This is a genomic window from Chroococcidiopsis sp. TS-821 (assembly GCF_002939305.1).
In the GTDB taxonomy this organism is placed as follows: domain Bacteria; phylum Cyanobacteriota; class Cyanobacteriia; order Cyanobacteriales; family Chroococcidiopsidaceae; genus Chroogloeocystis.
In genome coordinates, this window is record NZ_MVDI01000003.1 from 359087 (window position 1) to 375814 (window position 16728).

Here is a 16728-nt window from a genome sequence, read left to right on the forward strand (position 1 = left end):
GTGATTGAGTTAATGCCTTAAACAAACTTTTAATGTGCAACACTCAATAATGACTTTTCAATTCCATTAATCATGTTGTCTAAACTAAAATGAGATAAAATGTGTTGACGACACCTTTCACCAAACGCAGGATCGCGATCGCGCCAATCAATTATTTGAGTTAGAGTTTCTAATAAAGCTTGTTCATCTCCTGGCGCAAAAAGTTCTTTCTCAAACTCTGCGGTTAAAATTTCAGGGATTCCTCCAGTGCGGCTAGCGACGACAGGAGTTCCACAAGCCATTGACTCGATGATGACTCTTCCAAACGGTTCAGACCACAAACTAGGTACGACTGTAACATCGCTAACTTGATAAACAGCAGTAGTATTCGTTACATGACCAAGAAAATTTACGTCACTTGCTACGCCTAAGTCGATTGAAAGTTGTTCTAAAGATTTTTGATACTCTTCACCCGCTTCAATGCTAGCGTGTGCTACAGGTTTTCCAGCAATTAATAGTTTAGATTTCACTCCCTTTTTTACAAGTAAAGCAAAAGCCTTGATTAATATTTCTATTCCCTTTTCTTTATCAAGTCTGCCCACATAGGAAATAACCCTAGTATCCTCAGAAATATTCCACTGCTGTCTAATCGCCGAAAAATTTTTAGAAGGTTGATAGGTTTCGCGATTAATACCTACATGAACAATATCAATTTTCTCCTCCTGCAAACCAGTAGCCAGCCAATCTAACTTTGTTTGCTGTGAAAGTGCAATAAACTTATTAACACCTTTTAAGCTCAGTGCGTGCGGACGACCAAAGTTTATTGTATGTGGTGGTAGTTGCAAGTAACAAACAAAAGGAATTTGTTTAACCAAAGACAATAAATAACCAAAAACAACATCATGATAGCGATTGCTGTAAATTACGCTATTTTTACGGATTGGTACTTTAAAAATATCGCTAAAAAACTTCAAACTATATTTAATAGTACTGCGGTCAAGAAGAAAACTATTAACTTTAATTAAATGGCTGCAAAATTCTTGGTACTGCTTAATTAAATTACCTTCTTCTAAATACAGTAAGCTAATTTCATGTCCGCGCGCCGCCAGACCTCGGCAAACATCTAATAAAATTAACTCTTGTCCGCCCCGTTGTGAAGATGGTTGATTTTCTAAAACAATAACGTGCATACAGTAAGCCTCAATTTTTTTCTAAAATCTTTGCTCAATATTTTTTAAAAAAGTTCAAATATATTCTTTAAAAGCAATACCTAACATGACTAAACCCAACCAATAAAGATGAACGATATATGAGATATCAATAACAGAGCTAAAAATAAATAAAACTAAGATTATACTCATGCCAACTTTGGCAGTATTACTTTTTTGAACCTTAAAAAGCAAGTCAAGAAAACTGCAAAACAAAGGAACGGCGAAAGCCAAGAAACCAACTATTCCACGAATAAATAAAAGACCAACCCATGTATGATGAGTGCCAATTCCTGGAGTATTTAGCCAAGGAGTGACAACACCATGACCCCAAATAGGAGCTTCATACCAACGATCTAATGCTAAATTGACTAAAAGACCTCTTACTTCTGAGGAACTAGCGCGAAAGCTATCAAACTGTTCCCGAGAAGTTTGAATCGAATTAACTAGTTGAGGAGTAAAAATACTTGTAACGAAACTTGCTATTGCTAAGATAATGTATGTAATTGGTTGAGCCAGCTTTCCTAAAAACCAAACAAGTGCGATTACAACAGGTAAACATAATATAGCCGCGCGGGAAAATGAGCCAATAATCATAGCGATCGCACCAGCTACGCCAAGAATTTTCCATTTAGAGTTTTGCTCTTGAAGCGTAAGAAAAAAATAAACATTAGCGATCATTCCTAATTCAGGACACCAAGGCGCAAACAATTTTAATCGCAGTAGATTAGTTCCATATTCAATTTCATAAAAGTCTACAGAATAAAGTTCATCCGATCCACCTCCTAGAATTGCTAGAGGAGAAATATACTCAATATGAGGTAATTGCAATATGACAATTAAACAAGAAATCGCGGCAAAGACTAAACTTTGTAAGCAAATAATACAGGCGGCGCGATAAAGAATTTGAGGTCGGATATTGAGACAGCCAATCAAGGGAAACAAAGCTAAAAGTGCATATTGTCTAGCCCAATTGTTAATTGACGAGAAGATAGTTTTTGTGAGTCCGAGGTCAAAGTCTATATGACCCATAATTAAAGCAAGCTCTAAGAGCAACATCGAAGCAATCCATACCCAGATTGACAAAGGAATTGTAATTTTGTTAGCTGATGAATTTTGTGCTTGCTGCCAAATTTGCTTGCATAGATAAAGTGTTAAAAGCCAAGCGATCGCAGGAATAAAGATATACTGCGCCCCTAGAAAGTAAAGCCCATAAGTTCCGATTGCAGAATACCAGATTACTTGCTCTACAAAATTTTGTGGTTTCATATTAAATTTTCATAAATTTCCCAAACTTAAGCCTCAGACTTTTTAGCTTTATTCGCTATTTTCCGATGTTGGTGTAGTCCAAGTAATGCTACTCCTGTAGTTGCAAAAACAGAGCCTAAGGTTGCACCAAGTAAAACAAACTCTTTTTTAGGCCAACTAGCATTTTCTGGTAATTTAGGAGGCGTAATAACCTGCACAAGTGGATATGAGCCAAAAGCATTCGATTTACCTATATCTAAGCGGGTTAACGTGGAGGAAAACACTGCCTCACTAACTTGTAAATCCCGCTTGAGAGCATCTAAAACAGCTTCTTTTTGTGCTAATTGGTTAAGTCTATCTTGGAGTTGAGCAATCTGTTGCTCGGTTGCTTGTGCTTGCGCCTGAAATCCTTTTTGTTCTGCTTGAGTGGTGACTAATTGTTGAAAAAGACTTTCGCGGGCAGAATCAGAATTAGTACTATTAAGACTCAGTTGATGTAAAACTGCTTGGCTGACAGGTTTTCCTAAAAGATAGCGACTGCGATCGAGTAAAGCTGTTTGCGCAGCGTCTTTTTTAGCCTTCTCTGTGACTAACTGGGGGTTATCTGGTAAGAATTTTGCTTCCAAAACGCTTAAGTTGGCACTCGCTTCGCTATAGTCTTTTAAGTTTTGCTGAAAGATTTGATCTGTTTGTAAGGTGAAGGCATCGACAGCTTCTAAATCTGATAAGTTTAAACTTGCTGAAAGTTGACTTAAACGAGCATTAGCTTGCTGTTGTTGAGCTAAAATTTCCACTCTTTGTTTGCGCAACTGTTCGATATTATTAGAAAGGTCTTTGAGTTGATCGTTAGAGTTTAAACCTGAATCAGCTTTATAACTCGAAAGTCGCTGCTGCGCAGTTTCTAATTTTTTCCACGAGTCACTCAACGCAGTTTGAAAACCTGCTTCTCTGTGCAATGCCTCTTCACTTCTTAACTCGTTAAGTTTAACTTCAAAAGCGCGATAAAAAGCTAAAGATTTATTCTGTGCTTCTTCAGGAGTTGCACCTCTAAAATCGACTGTCATTATAGTTGTGCCATCGATTATTCTAATCCGCGGTGTGCCAAACTTTGCTAAAGGCATATTTAGCTGTTTAGCTGCTGCACTTAGAACAGGTTCACTTTGGGCAATAAATTTGTAATTCTCTCTTGGATCTCGAGTTGAACTTGCATAGGGTGATGAATTTTCATAAGAAGCTTGTCCAATATTTGGTAAGTTGACATTTGCTGCCGATCCGGCTTCTGGTAAAGTAATTGCAGAGTGACTTGTATAAGTTGGTGGTACAAGCTTCAAATAAAGCAAAGCTACAATGCCAAATGCAGCGTTGGCTAATAACCCTAAAAGGATATAACGTTGCCAAAAGTTTTGTTTGAGGGTTGATTTTGGAAAAGATTTGGGGATGATTACAGAACCAGCCATGAAAAAACCTCTCTAAAATATGGCTACTAACGGTAAGAGAATTTATGAGTGATTTGAGGTTGATTTCTCTCTATTTTGTATTGTGGCGATCGCCTAAAATTTGTACCTAAACTAATCGCTGAAGTTGGTTTTAGCCAAGTGGCTGAACGTTTTAATTCAGTTCGCTTTAAATTGTGAAGTTCTTGCGGCTTTCCTTGAGGAGAATTAACGGGTAAAACATGAAGTCTTTCTTGCTTATTAATAAGGAGAGCTTGCGGATTCTGATTCACCAAAAACTTTTGTTTTAATAGTAACCAGAAAAAGGGTAAATCATCTATTAAGTATCGCTGCCAAAGTCTTTGTGGTTCGCACAATAATCGATGAAACCATTCTAAACCAAGATTACTCATCCATTTAGGAGAGCGTTTTAATTTACCTGCTTCAAAATCGATGGTAGCACCCAAAGCCAAAAAAATTTTGATATTTGATAATTTGTGTTTATATTTATAAATCCATTTTTCTTGTTTTGGCGCACCTAATCCTACTGCTAATACAGTTGCATTGGTCTGATTAATCATTTTTATAATTTCTTGGCATTCTTGTTCATTGCTTTCAAAGCCAAAAGATGGAGAATACGCGCCTACAATAATATTTCTGCCAATTTTTTTGTTAATATTCTCTTGAGCTTTTTTAGCTACATTTTTCCCTGCTCCTAAAAGAAATATTTTGATATTTTCATTATTTTTGTGAAAACTGTAAAATTTAGGAAAAAAATCCGATCCTGATATTTTTTCTTGAATTGGAGTCCCTAAAAATTTAGAAGCATACAAGAGAATTTGGCTATCACAAACTTTATAATCTGCTATCTGATAAGCTGCCGCAAAATCTGGATCTTTTTGCAATTTAATAAGATGGTCTACATTAGTTGTAAAAACGACACCTCTCCTCAAGTTTTTTAATAAGTCTAATGTTGGTAAGTTATCAATCTCAACGTTTAACAAATTTACCTTTTCCATTGTCATTCCTCCGAAGCTATGATTCAAAATCCTCAAGTTTATTGCTAGAGGATTTGAACAGTTGTATGCGTTTGGCCAACTTCTGTCGACAAATCAATCCAAAAAATGCTAAGCAGTTATTACTTGGGTAAACTGCATCAATACCTTATTTGAAATTCTTGAAACTTAGTGAGATAAAACCGCGATTGCTTTATTTGTGCAGTAATACGTATCTAAAAACTTTAGCTGTCGGTAAAGCATGGCAAGTTGGGGAGTGTCGATACCAGCTTGTTGCGCCGCACGCAGTGGGTTGCCAAAAATTGCCTCAACCTCTAGCGATCGCCTTTGGTCAAAGTCAATTTTTGTACTCGTGCGGTAAGGTCCCATTTTGGCAATATATCTAAGTCGTTTTTCGATGTAGTCGTCTGCGATCGCGCGATGATAAGCCGCTGCAACTGTTACCATCTCCTGCATCATTTCCTCAACCAACATCCGCGTATGCACGTCACCGATCAAGTCTTTGATAGTTGCATTGAGGACAACCGTTAGACCATTGAAGGGAATATTGCAGATAAGTTTCTTCCAGCGTGCTAAAAGCAGATCTTCCGCTAATTGAATGAGAATACCAGCACGTTCAAAGTCACTTTTGACTTGAAGCATTCGTTTGGTAATTCCACACGTGAGATAGTTGCAAGCGTATTCCGCAAGCGTAATCACACCATAATGAAGATGACGGAAGTGACCTGGAGCAACTTTATCGTTGCACGTAAAGCACAATCCACCCATGACGCGATCTGATCCAACGATCGCAGCTACTTCTTCTTCTACACCCAAACCATTTTGCAACACCAAGACAACACTGTTGTCTTTGACTAGACGCGGTAGCATTTGCCCCAGTAAATAGTTCTGCGTTGTCTTTAAAGCAACGACAATGACATCACAACGAGGCATATGATGCACATTATGGTAAGCATTCACGTGCGAGAGACGAAAGTTACCATCTGGAGACTCGATAAATAAACCATGCTGCTTGACGTACTTATAATCACTGCGGAGCAAAAAGTGAACGTCGATTCCAGCCTGTTGTAGTCGCGCACCATAAAAGCCACCCAATGCGCCAGTACCAAGAATCGCATAGCTGCGGTTGTCATTCAGCGATCGCTGCAACGATAGCATATAGTAACCCTATTTAATTTGTGAAGTTGTGTTTAACGAACCTTACTAGATACATACGCAAAGCAAACAGATAAAGAGGCTTTCACAAACGAATTAGAATTGCTATAGAAGCTCAAGAAGACATAGAAGAATTCACTATGAATTAGTGGACGCAGAAACAAAGCGATCGCTCTTGACAAAATGCAAAATTTCTGCTGCAACTTTTGCGGGCTGTTCGACGTGCAAATAGTGACCTGCACCAGGTACAGTGACTAAGCGAGAGTTTTCAATTTGCCAGTGCAACATCTTAGATTTGCGCGGCGAGATAATCACGTCATCATCGCCGGTGAGAATCAAAGTCGGTAGCCGTAAAGCTGATACAGCGCTACTAAGATCGACAGCACTTACCCCCATAAAATCTGAGGCATTAGCTTGCAGACGAGTATATTGAAACTCATTCAAAACAAGTTCTTTGACATTTTCGGGAACTTCAGGTGCAAAGCTTTGCCACAATGTTTCGCGGTTCCATTGTCCAGTTATTGCCTGCTGAAGAAAATCAGGATGAAGTTGAATGCGTGCCGATGTTGCCATCAACACCAACTGCGCAACGCGGTCTGGGTAAGCCAGCGCAAATTGCAATCCGATCAAGCCGCCCATCGACTGTCCCACGTAACAAATCGGATGCTCAATTCCCAAGCGATCCAAAAAGGCATTGAGGAACTCAGCCACAGCGTCAATCGAATCAGGGACATACCCCTCCGAAGCCCCATGTCCTGGTAAATCGATCGCGACAGGAAAGCATTCTGCGGCGTCGAGTTGGGCAAGCATCGGTTCCCAATGACGGCTGCTACCTCCCGCCCCGTGTACTAGCAACTGTAGTGTGCGATCGCCTTGTGACGGCAACCCAAAAGGTGCGCGATAATAAACTTTGCGATTTGCAACCTGAATAAAAGACATACTTGCAATGGGTAATTGGTAATGGGTAATGGGATGACTAATCAAGACTCCATTACTAAATTGGTGAGCATCGTATTCATCTTGTTAACTGACTCGACAAATTCGTTTTGGGGAACTGATTCAGCAACGATACCTGCACCTGCATTGAGATAAACCGAGTCACCGTATTGATAAACCGAGCGAATTGCGATCGCTAAATCCGCTGTACCGCTGCTATCGATCCAACCAATACCACCTGCATAAATGCCTCTTGGTTCTTCTTCCAAGCGGTCAATCCATGCTAAAGCTTCGTGTTTATTAATTCCAGATACCGTAATTCCAGGGAATAAAACTTTCAAGGCATCCCACAGCGTTTTTCCTGGTTTGAGTTGTCCGCCAACTCGCGACGATAAGTGTTGCACGCAACGATATTGCTTAACTTGCATAAAGTCAAAAATCTGCACAGTTTCCGGCGAACAAACTGCACTAATTTCGCTTTGTGCTAACCAAACTGAAAGCGCGTGTTCTTTAACTTCTTTTGCATCAATGAATAATTCATCGCTCAAGCGCGTATCTTCTTCTGAATTAGAACTACGCGGACGCGTTCCGGCTAGCGGATTGGTAACAACAAACCCATCGGTGCTAACTTCCATCAAAATCTCAGGACTAAAGCCGACAGCGCAGACATCTCCCACACTCAAACAATACGATCGCGCCGCGTTGTTACTCTTGGCTCCTAATACATAAGTACCAAGAACATCCATATTCCCTTTTACCTTCACCGACCGCGAGATAATCGCTTTATGCAACTCGCCATTTTGAATCGCATCGATTAAAGTTGCGACTTGTTTTTCATACTGTTGATTTTCTGTTGCAGCCACCTTTGGAGGTGTCGGCACGTATTCTGCTAATTTACTATCAGCAGATAAGACTTCTAAAACTTTGGCAGGTGATTTGATACTTCTAATATGTACGCCTTTGGTAGTGATATAAAGTTCCGTTTCGGGAACTAAAAAGTACAGTAATGGCTGGTCTATTGCTTTGGAATACGAGTAATAAAATCGGGCAATATCAAAGCCAACGTAACCATAAGCTGTCCAGTTTTCTATTGGTAAAGAAGCAAAAATTGCCTCAACTTGCTTAAGCGGATCGGTACAACTTTCTGAATGCTTCTGGCTCATAAATCGGCTAGAAACAGCTTCAGTACTGACTGTCACTTCAGCTAAAGCATTACCCGCAATCCGTACCTCGCTCTCGCTTTCATACATCACATATTCAGAAAAAATTCCCGTTTGCAATAAAGTTTGCAAGATAACAATTGGGTCTTTCTGACCTGGAACAAACATTTCGTGATAGGTTAAAAAATCAGTTGCTAGCTGATACATCGATATGGCTCCTTAGGGATGAGGCGGTAATAATCAGACGGCAGTTGTTGTGAGAGTTTTGGTAGGCCAAGCTTCAACTTTTTCTTTAATCGCTCGCATCTGAACGCGGGTATTGCGGTTGAGAAATGATTCCATTTGCTCAGTTGTCCACTTGCAATCATCGTGGATTTCAAACTTTTGCATCCAAGTCATTACCACACCTACGCCTTGCGGTAACTCTTCATACGTCCAGTGGATTTTCATGTCCTTGAACGGAAAGGCTTTTTCGACACGTTCAGCGGTAGCTTGTTTGCCAGGTTTGTCAATGAGTCGTCGCGAAACCCAAGTTCGTGAAGGGCGATCGCCTTCAGGATAAGTCGTCAAGCTAAATAAAACTTCGTTACCATTACGCTCTAGCACTTCGGCTTTTTCGTACTCGGTAAACAATTGCGGCCAAAGTTCAATATCATTTGTCAAGTCAAAAACAGTATCAAAATCTCGCAAGATAACAATATTGTTTTCGGTGTAACCTGTCATTTTTGTACTCCTAAATTCTGGAATTTGCGATCGACTTTTAAGTAAGGATTTGGTAATTGGTCAGTGGTAATCGGTAAATGTTTTGATTCTCCATTACCTATTACCCGTTACCCATTTCCTACAACTCATTCACTAACCCTACTGCCCGTACCCAACTAGCATCTAAACCTTTAACGCGTAGGGGAAAACAAGCAACTTGAAATCCTGTATCGGGTAGCTGTTCGAGATTGGCAAGACGTTCGATTTGAATGTATTCGCGTTCGCGTCCGTAGAAGTGTGCAGGCCAAAGATAACTGCGATCGCCTGTCCGCCAAAAGTCTTCTAGCATCGTCACAAACGGACGGTCAAAACCGTAAGTGTCAATCCCAATAACTTTAATTCCTTGTTCTACTAACCACTCGGTAGCTTCGCGACTCATCCCTGGTGCGTGGGAAAAATACTCGCGCTTGCCCCACAGTTTATCGGTTCCTGTCCAAATTAAAACAATATCCAGTGGTTTGAGTTGATGTTGCGTTGCATCTAGGGCAATTTTGATATCTGCAATCGTAATAAAGTCTTGTGGCTGTTTGTGGCGTAAGTCGAGGCGGACACCATCACTATAGAACCACTCTAGCGGTAACTCATCGACCGAACGCGCTGGCGAACCTTCACAATCCAAACCGTAATGAATCGGTGCGTCAATGTGCGTTCCCATGTGTGTGGGTAAGGTGACAGTATCTAAAGTAATAAACGCACCATCAGGAAAATCTTCAGGTTCGAGACGGCGAGAATCAGACCTAGCAGCATTTCGGGTTGCCACTTCCGCGCAAAAATGCTTGGCACCATCGATATGATCGAGTCTCTCAACGCGAATTTCCATTGGTTCTGACGCCGAGTTTTCGACCAATACGCTCAAATCAACCAGCCGCCGCACCTGCAACCTCCTTCTTCTGGGTCATTGCGATCGTCTCCATTGCCTGATCCAACGCCATATTGACATCGGTAATACCCACAATCGGTAATGCTAAAAGAATCGCGGCGATCACTTCTTCTTTAGTCGCACCTGCTGCCATAGCGCGCTCTACATGAGTATTAATGCCTCGTAAACCCCGATGCGCGCTGAAGATCCCGATAATAATTAATTCATTGATCTTTTCATCAAGCGGAGAATACTGCTTCACCGACTTCGCCAGATCGAAGAAACTCTGGGCAACTTCCGGTGCTTCTTGCATCATGTTCTTCATTTTAATGTTCTCCTTCAAGAATAATGTGTCCGTCTTTGGGGGAAGGTGCTAAAGGGGCTGAGGCGAAGACAACGCGAATTTCTTCATTACCTACATTGACAATCGAATGCGCTGCACCTTGGGGAGTCAGCACCGCTTGTCCGGCTTGAAACGGAACAACACCCACATCTGCAATCTCAATTTCGCCTTGCCCTTGCAATACGTAAAAGCACTCTTCACCGTGCGGATGCGCGTGACATAATACTCTGCCACCCACTGGTACAGTTGCTGTCCCCATAATCAACTTGGTGGACTGTACGCTGGTGGGAGAAATCAAAACATGAATTTCGCCACCTCGGTCATCAATTGTTGGTACGTCACTTGGTCCCATCACCAAGCGTCTTGTTTGCTGTGTAACCATTAAGTTAATTTCCTTCTTTTAGTTATTACGTAGTAATTTAGGAAGTAAGAGGTCGAAGACAAGAACAAGGAGAAATCAATCCTTAAAAAGTGAAATTGGAACAACGACTTATACCGTACTTTGGCATCCTGTTTGTTCTTTTTTAGAAGTAGGCTTGATTATCCACAACGGAAATTTTTATTAATATCTCTTTCCTTCTGCCTTCTACCTTTGAGTAATAGTTTTACGGTTCCACTAGACGATCCTTCAGAACTGCTACTGAACCAGTTGACTGGCTTTGAGTAATGCTTTGCGGTGAATTTTTCCTGTTGAGGTACGCGGTAAGCGTTCTAAAAATTGAATTTTTTTCGGCGCTTTAAATCGCGGTAGTTGCATTTTGGCAAATCTGCGAATGCTTTCTTCGAGTTCCACTGACTCAGAGAACCCAGCTTTCAGGCTGATGTACGCCACAACTTGCGTTAAATTTTCACCACTTTCAGATTCTGGTACGACTGCAACATCAAGCACGCTCTCGTGTTGCAGTAACACATCTTCGATTTCAAATGGCGATACCCATTGTCCGTTAACCTTAAACAGGTCGTCTTTGCGTCCCATAAACCAGAAATAGCCATCTTCGTCGCAGAGATATTTGTCTCCGGTACGCATTGTGTTACCATAAATGGCTTGGCGCGTTTCTTGATGACGGTTCCAATACCGCAGCATTAAACTATCGCCACCGACTTGCAAGTTACCAATTTCGCCAGTAGGCATCGGTACGCCATTCTCATCAATGATGCGAACATCGTAACCAACAACCGGTTTACCCGAACTACCAGGACGACACTCGCCTAAACGATTGGAAAGAAAGATGTGTAAAAATTCCGTTGTGCCAATGCCTTCGCAGATTTCTATACCGTAAGTACTACGCCATTTTTGCCAAATACTTTTTGGTAGTTGCTCTGCTGCCGATACGCACAAGCGCAATGTGGAAGCATTTAAAGGCGCAATATCTTGCACTGCTAGAATACTAGCATAGGTAGCAGGAATCGCAAACAAAATTGTCGGTCGATAGCGATGAATATCAGCAATGATGTCAAACGCATTATTTGCATCTGACAAAATAGATGCTGCGCCCACCGCCATCGGCATATACAAGGAGTTACCTAACCCGTAAGCAAACGGCATCTTGGCGATCGAATACGTGATGTCGTCTTGATGCAAACCAAGCGTTGCTTTCCCGTACTGTTCGGCACAAACGACCATACTGCGATGAAGATGAATCGCGCCTTTTGGTCTACCTGTACTACCAGAAGTATAAAGCCAAAACGCTGGTTCGTCGGGGGAGGTTTGTGCGGGTGGTAGTTCTTGAGGAAATGAGCTTGCAAGTGTCTTAAAGGAGTTATCTCCATCGATGAGGAGAATATTCCGTAAAAACGGAGATTGAATGGGCGAAAGTTTTTCTTGCCACTCTTGAGTTGTCAGTAAGATTTTAGCGCGGCAATCTTGCAGAATATACTCAATATCATCAAGGCTACACGCAGTATTGATTGGTACTGGCACAGCCCCTAACCAAATTGCCCCCCAAAAGGCAAAGACAAAATCTGGACTATCGGGTAAGAGAATGGCGAACCGGTTTTCGCGTTCTAAACCTAACTCCGCAAGTAATCCAGCAGCAGCACAAACTTCGTTACTGACTTTGCGATAAGTGTAGATTTCATCCTGATGATATAAGGCAATTCGTTCGCCATAGCCTTTGTGCAAATTACCTTTGATAAAGTAGGCTGCTACATTGAAAATATCTGGCAATTGTTCGTACTGATTCATGTTTATTCGCCCTTTGAAAGAACGTGAACCATCACATAGTCATCCCAGTAGCACCAAGTCGCCAGCCATGCTTTTACTCCAGAGTGCAATGCTTTTTGTCGGGCTGCACCGCGTAGCTCGATTGTTAACTCTGATTGAGAGATTGTCGATTCAATCTCGTTCCAGTTGATATCAACTAATCCCGTTCCTAAAGCTTTTCCTACCGCTTCTTTAGCAGCAAAACATACGGCGTAATACCGACTAGGATAGGGTGCAGATTGACACTGTTCGATTTCGCCAGGAGTAAATAGCAAAGTAAGCTCGCTGTTGTAGCGATTGACTAAAGAGGCAATTTTGCTAATTGGTGCGATATCAATTCCAATGCCTTTAATTTCGGCGAGTCTTGGTTGGGCAACTTGTAGATACATGAAACCTTGTATTCCTCTTCCAGTGGGCATCATGTCGCTGTAGCCGTAGTCGCGATCGCTTGCTCAACCATCTCGCATACGTCTTTTAATGTCATGTCTTTGCGCGATTCTAGTTTGACATTGACACCAAAACGCCGTTTAAGTCCCAGGGAAATATCAACGGTTTCTGTCGAGTCGAGTTGCAAGTCTTTGCGCAGCAGGGCTGTTTCTGTAATCTCGTGTTCGGGAATTCCTAAGTCAACTAATATGTCTTTTAGCGCATCCATGGTCATAGGTAGATACCTCAGTTATTTTGATTGTGGCGGTCATTGGTTTAGTGAAAAGATTGGCGGTGTTACTTACCAATCACAAACGATGCATTCACTCCTTCGCGGGCACGGGAATTGACGAGTGCATAACGTACTGTGCGACTTTGCGGTTGCGTCACAAAGTTGAGCCGACAATCGGGATCGGGTTCAGTTTGGCTCATTGTTGGTAATTGTTCGGTTTCCATTGCCAAGAGGCTACAAGCAACCTCCGTAACGCAACTTGCACCATAAAGATGACCGTAAAGTGCTTTGGGAACAGAAACTGCAACATCTGGTGCTTGCGCAAACACTGAAGAAATAGCTTCGCCTTCGATGCGATCGCTTTGTTGCGTTCCGCAGCCCTCGGCTAGAATCACATCTATATCTTTAGGCTGAAGTTGTGCAGATTGAATCGCGCGTGTCATGCAGCGCTCGAAGTGAACGCCACTGGTGGGATCGGTATCTGTCGTCATGCAACCTGAGACGACTTTACCGTAAATCTTCGCACCTCGATTGCGTGCGTGTTCTTCCGACTCTAGCACTAAAACGGTACTTCCTTCACCTAATACTAACCCTGTGCGATTGCGGTCAAACGGTAAATAAGCTTTTTCGGGATCAGTTGCGGCGCTGACTTCTCCGGTTTCGTAGTAACACGTCATTCCAAATCGCGTGATCGGTGCTTCTGAACCGCCAGCGATGACGACATCGTTAAATCCTTCTTGGATTGATTTGACGCCAAAGTACAGTCCACTTGCGCCACTGGCGCGATCGCAAACAAAACTCTTACTATACCCGCGAATTCCATAGCGAATCGTTACATATCCTTGGGCGGCGGTCGGAAACCACGCGGTGGCTTGCCAAGGATTTACCATCGTTGCGCCATCGTTATACAGTTCGTAAAATCCGCGTTCGCAGATATCCCAACCACCAGCATTATTCCCAAACCAAACGCCAACGCGATACGAATCTTCCTGAGTTAAATCAAGCGCCGCATCTTGCAAGGCAAATTCGGTTGCAGCCAAGGCGTAGTGCGTAAATCGATCTGTTTTGACAATAAAGCGACGCGGGATATAATCAGCTGGCTCAAACTCCGCAATCTCGCCCGCAACTTTAGTTGGAAAGTCTGTCGAATCAAAGCGGCTAATCTCGCGAATTGCCGATTTACCTGTACTCACATTCTGCCAAAATTCATCTTTGCCAATACCAGCAGGGTTGATAATCCCAATACCAGTAATTACCACATCGTGTTTACTCACCTAACGACTCCTGATACTTTTTGAAAATTGCTGCCGAATGAATACCGCCGAAACCACTTGCCGTTAGTAGCGCCGTATTGACCTCGGTAGAACGCGCTTCATTTGGTACGTAATCAAGGTCACAATTAGGATCGGGAAACTCGTAATTTGCAGTTGGATGAACAACCGAAAGTTCAATTGCGCCTAAAGTGGCTACAACTCCCACTAAACTTGCAGAAGAGAGCGAATGACCAATCATCGACTTGGTTGAGCTAATCGGTAAGCGGTAGGCTTTATCGCCTAGTACTTGCTTATAAGCATTCGTCTCAAATAAATCGTTTTGCGGTGTGGAACTACCGTGCGCATTGATATAATCAAGTTCTTCTGGTTCAACATTGCCAAGATGAAGCGTCCGTTCCATCACTGCTGCCATTGGAACTCCATGATCGGGAAGATCCGTCATGTGAAAGGCATTGCTGACGCTGTAGTAACTCACAACTTCGGCATAAATGTGCGCGTTGCGATTTAGCGCGTGTTCGAGTTCTTCTAGCACGAGTACCGCAGCAGCTTCGCTAATCACAAATCCACCGCGTTTAGCATCAAAAGGACGCGATGCTTTTTCTGGTTCGCAATCTGTTACCGAAAGCGAACCAATTACGTCAAGCGTTGCATACGTTAAGCTCGTCAGTGGCGCTTCGGAGGCTCCTGCAAGCATAACTTTGCATTCTCCAGAGCGAATCAGTTCAAAACTCAAGCCCAATGCGTCTAACCCCGCCGTGCAACCTGTTGATAGTGAAGTACACGGTCCTTGAAATCCATGCTTGCGTGCGAGTAACGCCGCAGGATAGTTGAACATCCCCGCGTTGTAAAAATTCTCACCTGTGGCGATGTGTTTTAACGGCTGGCTACCTTTTTCGCTACACCGTTCAAAGATTTTTTGAATCGTTGGCGTACCACCGATCGCTGACGAAAAGATAATTCCCAATGATTCGGGATCTTCTTGACTTAAGTCTAAACCTGAATCGGCGATCGCTGCTGTACCAGAGACAACGCCAAATTGCACGACTCGATCTTGTTCCACCAAGTGGTCGAACTCGGCTCCCGAACAGTAATCAGAAAGATCGAAATCAGCAACTCGACACAGCACTTTACTTTTAATTCCCATCGCCTCCATTTCTGGATCGGCTTGCAAATACGATTGTCCGCGAATTGCATTTTTCCAAAACTGCTCCTTACCGATTCCTAAAGGAGCAACAACACCAATACCTGTAATGACGACTCGTTTCATTCTTTGATTCTTAGTAAGAAAAGTTCTCAATATTATTTAGTTTTGTCGAGCTAATTTTTGTTCGGATACCACAATGCAGATATCGCACAGTTTAGCGGCACTGGGCAAGTTGCCGTAATCCTGCTAACTCGACAATTTCAGCGCAGTTGCTAGACCCCATGAGTCGTAGATGAATACCGCGAATGCCTTCTATAGCTTGCATCCCTTGAATAAGCTCTATCGTAACTCGCAGACTTTCTGACTTAGGATCGCTGTTGCGAATACGCTCTACTACTTCATTGGGTATATAAAATCCTGGTATCTTCTGTAAAAACTCAAGTCCTTTCCAGCTACTAAAAGGAAAGACTGCTCCTATAAAGTGAACTCGTTTATGTAATCCTCGTTTGACAACTTCTGCCATCCATTGCTGCATGGAAGCTAAATCGAAAGTTGCTTGTAGTTGAATGTAACGCGCACCACGTGCAATTTTCGCTTCCAAAAGCGCCATGCTCTCCTCTAATTTATCTGGCGCGGTGCAGGGAACCGCAATAGTGCCTATATAAAAGTCAGGTGCTGGCGCGATCGCGTCCCCATTGAACATCTTGCCATGAGTTGTGAAGTTGTGGATGGCGGCGATCGCCTCAATTGCAGAAATATCATTGACCTCCTTCGCATCCGGATCGCTACCAATCGAGCAGGGATAGCCTCCTAAAATCATCACATTGCGAATTCCCAATGCTGCTAGCCCTAATAAGTCACTTTGCAAAGCAATTCGGTTTTTGTGACGTAGTGTGAGTTGCACAACAGGTTCAATTCCTAGTTGTTGAATTAAATGTGCTGCTACAACATTAGATAACCGTGCTTGCGAAAGCGCGTTGTCATTTAAATGCACTACATCTACATGAGCAGCAATCTTTTCTGCTTTGCTAATCAATGGCTTTATCTTGTAGTGTCGCGGTGGCGTTAGTTCAGCTGACACAACAAAATGACCAGCATTTAACAATGTTTGAAACTTATTTACAGCAATCATTGGTTAAATTTAATGCTTAAATCCCAACATGCCCTGCGAGTTATTCGCCTATTCAACGCATATCCATTTATTTATTTCTACATCAACTAACTTTGCTTGCTCAAATCACCTTAATAATGAAATGTTTTGCAGTAGTTAGTCTTGTTGTTGCGCGTTGCTATTAGTACCAATCTCTAATTATCATTGCCTGGAATGATAATTCAACTAAAAATGTCAAT

General features: G+C 42.3%; 17 protein-coding genes. All 17 read right to left on the reverse strand.

Going from position 1 to position 16728, the window contains the following annotated elements:
- Positions 1-29: 29 nt before the first annotated feature.
- Positions 30-1169, reverse strand: coding sequence for a glycosyltransferase family 4 protein (locus B1A85_RS11985; RefSeq protein WP_104547138.1), 1140 nt, complete (start codon positions 1167-1169; stop codon positions 30-32).
- A 54-nt stretch (positions 1170-1223) separates the two neighbouring features.
- Positions 1224-2456, reverse strand: coding sequence for an O-antigen ligase (locus tag B1A85_RS11990; RefSeq protein ID WP_104547139.1), 1233 nt, complete (start codon positions 2454-2456; stop codon positions 1224-1226).
- Between the two features lie 26 nt (positions 2457-2482).
- The gene (locus B1A85_RS11995; protein WP_104547140.1) at positions 2483-3892 is read right to left on the reverse strand and encodes a hypothetical protein; all 1410 of its coding nucleotides are present in this window, start codon (positions 3890-3892) and stop codon (positions 2483-2485) included.
- Between the two features lie 26 nt (positions 3893-3918).
- A complete protein-coding gene (locus tag B1A85_RS12000; protein ID WP_104547141.1) occupies positions 3919-4887 on the reverse strand; it encodes a WecB/TagA/CpsF family glycosyltransferase in 969 nt (322 codons plus the stop codon).
- Positions 4888-5052: 165 nt separating this feature from the next.
- On the reverse strand, positions 5053-6042 hold the full coding sequence (locus B1A85_RS12005; protein WP_104547142.1) for a putative 2-dehydropantoate 2-reductase: 990 nt from the start codon (positions 6040-6042) through the stop codon (positions 5053-5055).
- Positions 6043-6177: 135 nt separating this feature from the next.
- A complete protein-coding gene (locus B1A85_RS12010; RefSeq protein ID WP_104547143.1) occupies positions 6178-6978 on the reverse strand; it encodes an alpha/beta fold hydrolase in 801 nt (266 codons plus the stop codon).
- A 41-nt stretch (positions 6979-7019) separates the two neighbouring features.
- A complete protein-coding gene (locus tag B1A85_RS12015) occupies positions 7020-8342 on the reverse strand; it encodes a salicylate synthase (RefSeq protein ID WP_104547144.1) in 1323 nt (440 codons plus the stop codon).
- A 33-nt stretch (positions 8343-8375) separates the two neighbouring features.
- Positions 8376-8858: an SRPBCC family protein gene (locus B1A85_RS12020; protein ID WP_104547145.1), complete on the reverse strand. Its 483-nt coding sequence runs from the start codon at positions 8856-8858 to the stop codon at positions 8376-8378.
- Between the two features lie 118 nt (positions 8859-8976).
- Entirely contained in the window at positions 8977-9771 is a 795-nt protein-coding gene (locus tag B1A85_RS12025; protein ID WP_104547146.1) for a cyclase family protein, read from the reverse strand.
- On the reverse strand, positions 9755-10081 hold the full coding sequence (locus tag B1A85_RS12030; RefSeq protein WP_104547147.1) for a carboxymuconolactone decarboxylase family protein: 327 nt from the start codon (positions 10079-10081) through the stop codon (positions 9755-9757). Before B1A85_RS12030 ends, B1A85_RS12025 begins: the two co-directional genes overlap by 17 nt.
- A 1-nt stretch (position 10082) precedes the next feature.
- Positions 10083-10481, reverse strand: a complete 399-nt coding sequence (locus B1A85_RS12035; RefSeq protein ID WP_104547148.1) for a cupin domain-containing protein — start codon at positions 10479-10481, stop codon at positions 10083-10085.
- Between the two features lie 255 nt (positions 10482-10736).
- Positions 10737-12284, reverse strand: a complete 1548-nt coding sequence (locus tag B1A85_RS12040) for a benzoate-CoA ligase family protein (RefSeq protein WP_104547149.1) — start codon at positions 12282-12284, stop codon at positions 10737-10739.
- 2 nt (positions 12285-12286) lie between these two features.
- Positions 12287-12691 carry a holo-ACP synthase gene (locus B1A85_RS12045; protein ID WP_210404403.1) on the reverse strand — a complete coding sequence of 135 codons (405 nt, stop codon included), beginning with the start codon at positions 12689-12691 and terminating at the stop codon, positions 12287-12289.
- Positions 12692-12720: 29 nt separating this feature from the next.
- A complete protein-coding gene (locus B1A85_RS12050) occupies positions 12721-12963 on the reverse strand; it encodes an acyl carrier protein (RefSeq protein WP_210404404.1) in 243 nt (80 codons plus the stop codon).
- 62 nt (positions 12964-13025) lie between these two features.
- Positions 13026-14234, reverse strand: a complete 1209-nt coding sequence (locus B1A85_RS12055) for a beta-ketoacyl synthase (protein ID WP_104547152.1) — start codon at positions 14232-14234, stop codon at positions 13026-13028.
- A complete protein-coding gene (locus B1A85_RS12060; protein ID WP_104547153.1) occupies positions 14227-15501 on the reverse strand; it encodes a beta-ketoacyl synthase in 1275 nt (424 codons plus the stop codon). Before B1A85_RS12060 ends, B1A85_RS12055 begins: the two co-directional genes overlap by 8 nt.
- Positions 15502-15592: 91 nt before the next feature.
- Positions 15593-16510 carry a methylenetetrahydrofolate reductase gene (locus B1A85_RS12065; protein ID WP_104547154.1) on the reverse strand — a complete coding sequence of 306 codons (918 nt, stop codon included), beginning with the start codon at positions 16508-16510 and terminating at the stop codon, positions 15593-15595.
- Positions 16511-16728 lie beyond the last annotated feature (218 nt).

Coding starts and splice junctions, on each gene's coding strand:
- B1A85_RS12005 (WP_104547142.1), bottom strand. CDS start 6,042: ATGCTATCGTTGCAGCGATCGCTGAATGACAACCGCAGCTATGCGATT.
- B1A85_RS12015 (WP_104547144.1), bottom strand. CDS start 8,342: ATGTATCAGCTAGCAACTGATTTTTTAACCTATCACGAAATGTTTGTT.
- B1A85_RS12000 (WP_104547141.1), bottom strand. CDS start 4,887: ATGGAAAAGGTAAATTTGTTAAACGTTGAGATTGATAACTTACCAACA.
- B1A85_RS12065 (WP_104547154.1), bottom strand. CDS start 16,510: ATGATTGCTGTAAATAAGTTTCAAACATTGTTAAATGCTGGTCATTTT.
- B1A85_RS11990 (WP_104547139.1), bottom strand. CDS start 2,456: ATGAAACCACAAAATTTTGTAGAGCAAGTAATCTGGTATTCTGCAATC.
- B1A85_RS12060 (WP_104547153.1), bottom strand. CDS start 15,501: ATGAAACGAGTCGTCATTACAGGTATTGGTGTTGTTGCTCCTTTAGGA.
- B1A85_RS12045 (WP_210404403.1), bottom strand. CDS start 12,691: ATGTATCTACAAGTTGCCCAACCAAGACTCGCCGAAATTAAAGGCATT.
- B1A85_RS12050 (WP_210404404.1), bottom strand. CDS start 12,963: ATGACCATGGATGCGCTAAAAGACATATTAGTTGACTTAGGAATTCCC.
- B1A85_RS12030 (WP_104547147.1), bottom strand. CDS start 10,081: ATGAAGAACATGATGCAAGAAGCACCGGAAGTTGCCCAGAGTTTCTTC.
- B1A85_RS12010 (WP_104547143.1), bottom strand. CDS start 6,978: ATGTCTTTTATTCAGGTTGCAAATCGCAAAGTTTATTATCGCGCACCT.
- B1A85_RS12020 (WP_104547145.1), bottom strand. CDS start 8,858: ATGACAGGTTACACCGAAAACAATATTGTTATCTTGCGAGATTTTGAT.
- B1A85_RS11985 (WP_104547138.1), bottom strand. CDS start 1,169: ATGCACGTTATTGTTTTAGAAAATCAACCATCTTCACAACGGGGCGGA.
- B1A85_RS12035 (WP_104547148.1), bottom strand. CDS start 10,481: ATGGTTACACAGCAAACAAGACGCTTGGTGATGGGACCAAGTGACGTA.
- B1A85_RS11995 (WP_104547140.1), bottom strand. CDS start 3,892: ATGGCTGGTTCTGTAATCATCCCCAAATCTTTTCCAAAATCAACCCTC.
- B1A85_RS12040 (WP_104547149.1), bottom strand. CDS start 12,284: ATGAATCAGTACGAACAATTGCCAGATATTTTCAATGTAGCAGCCTAC.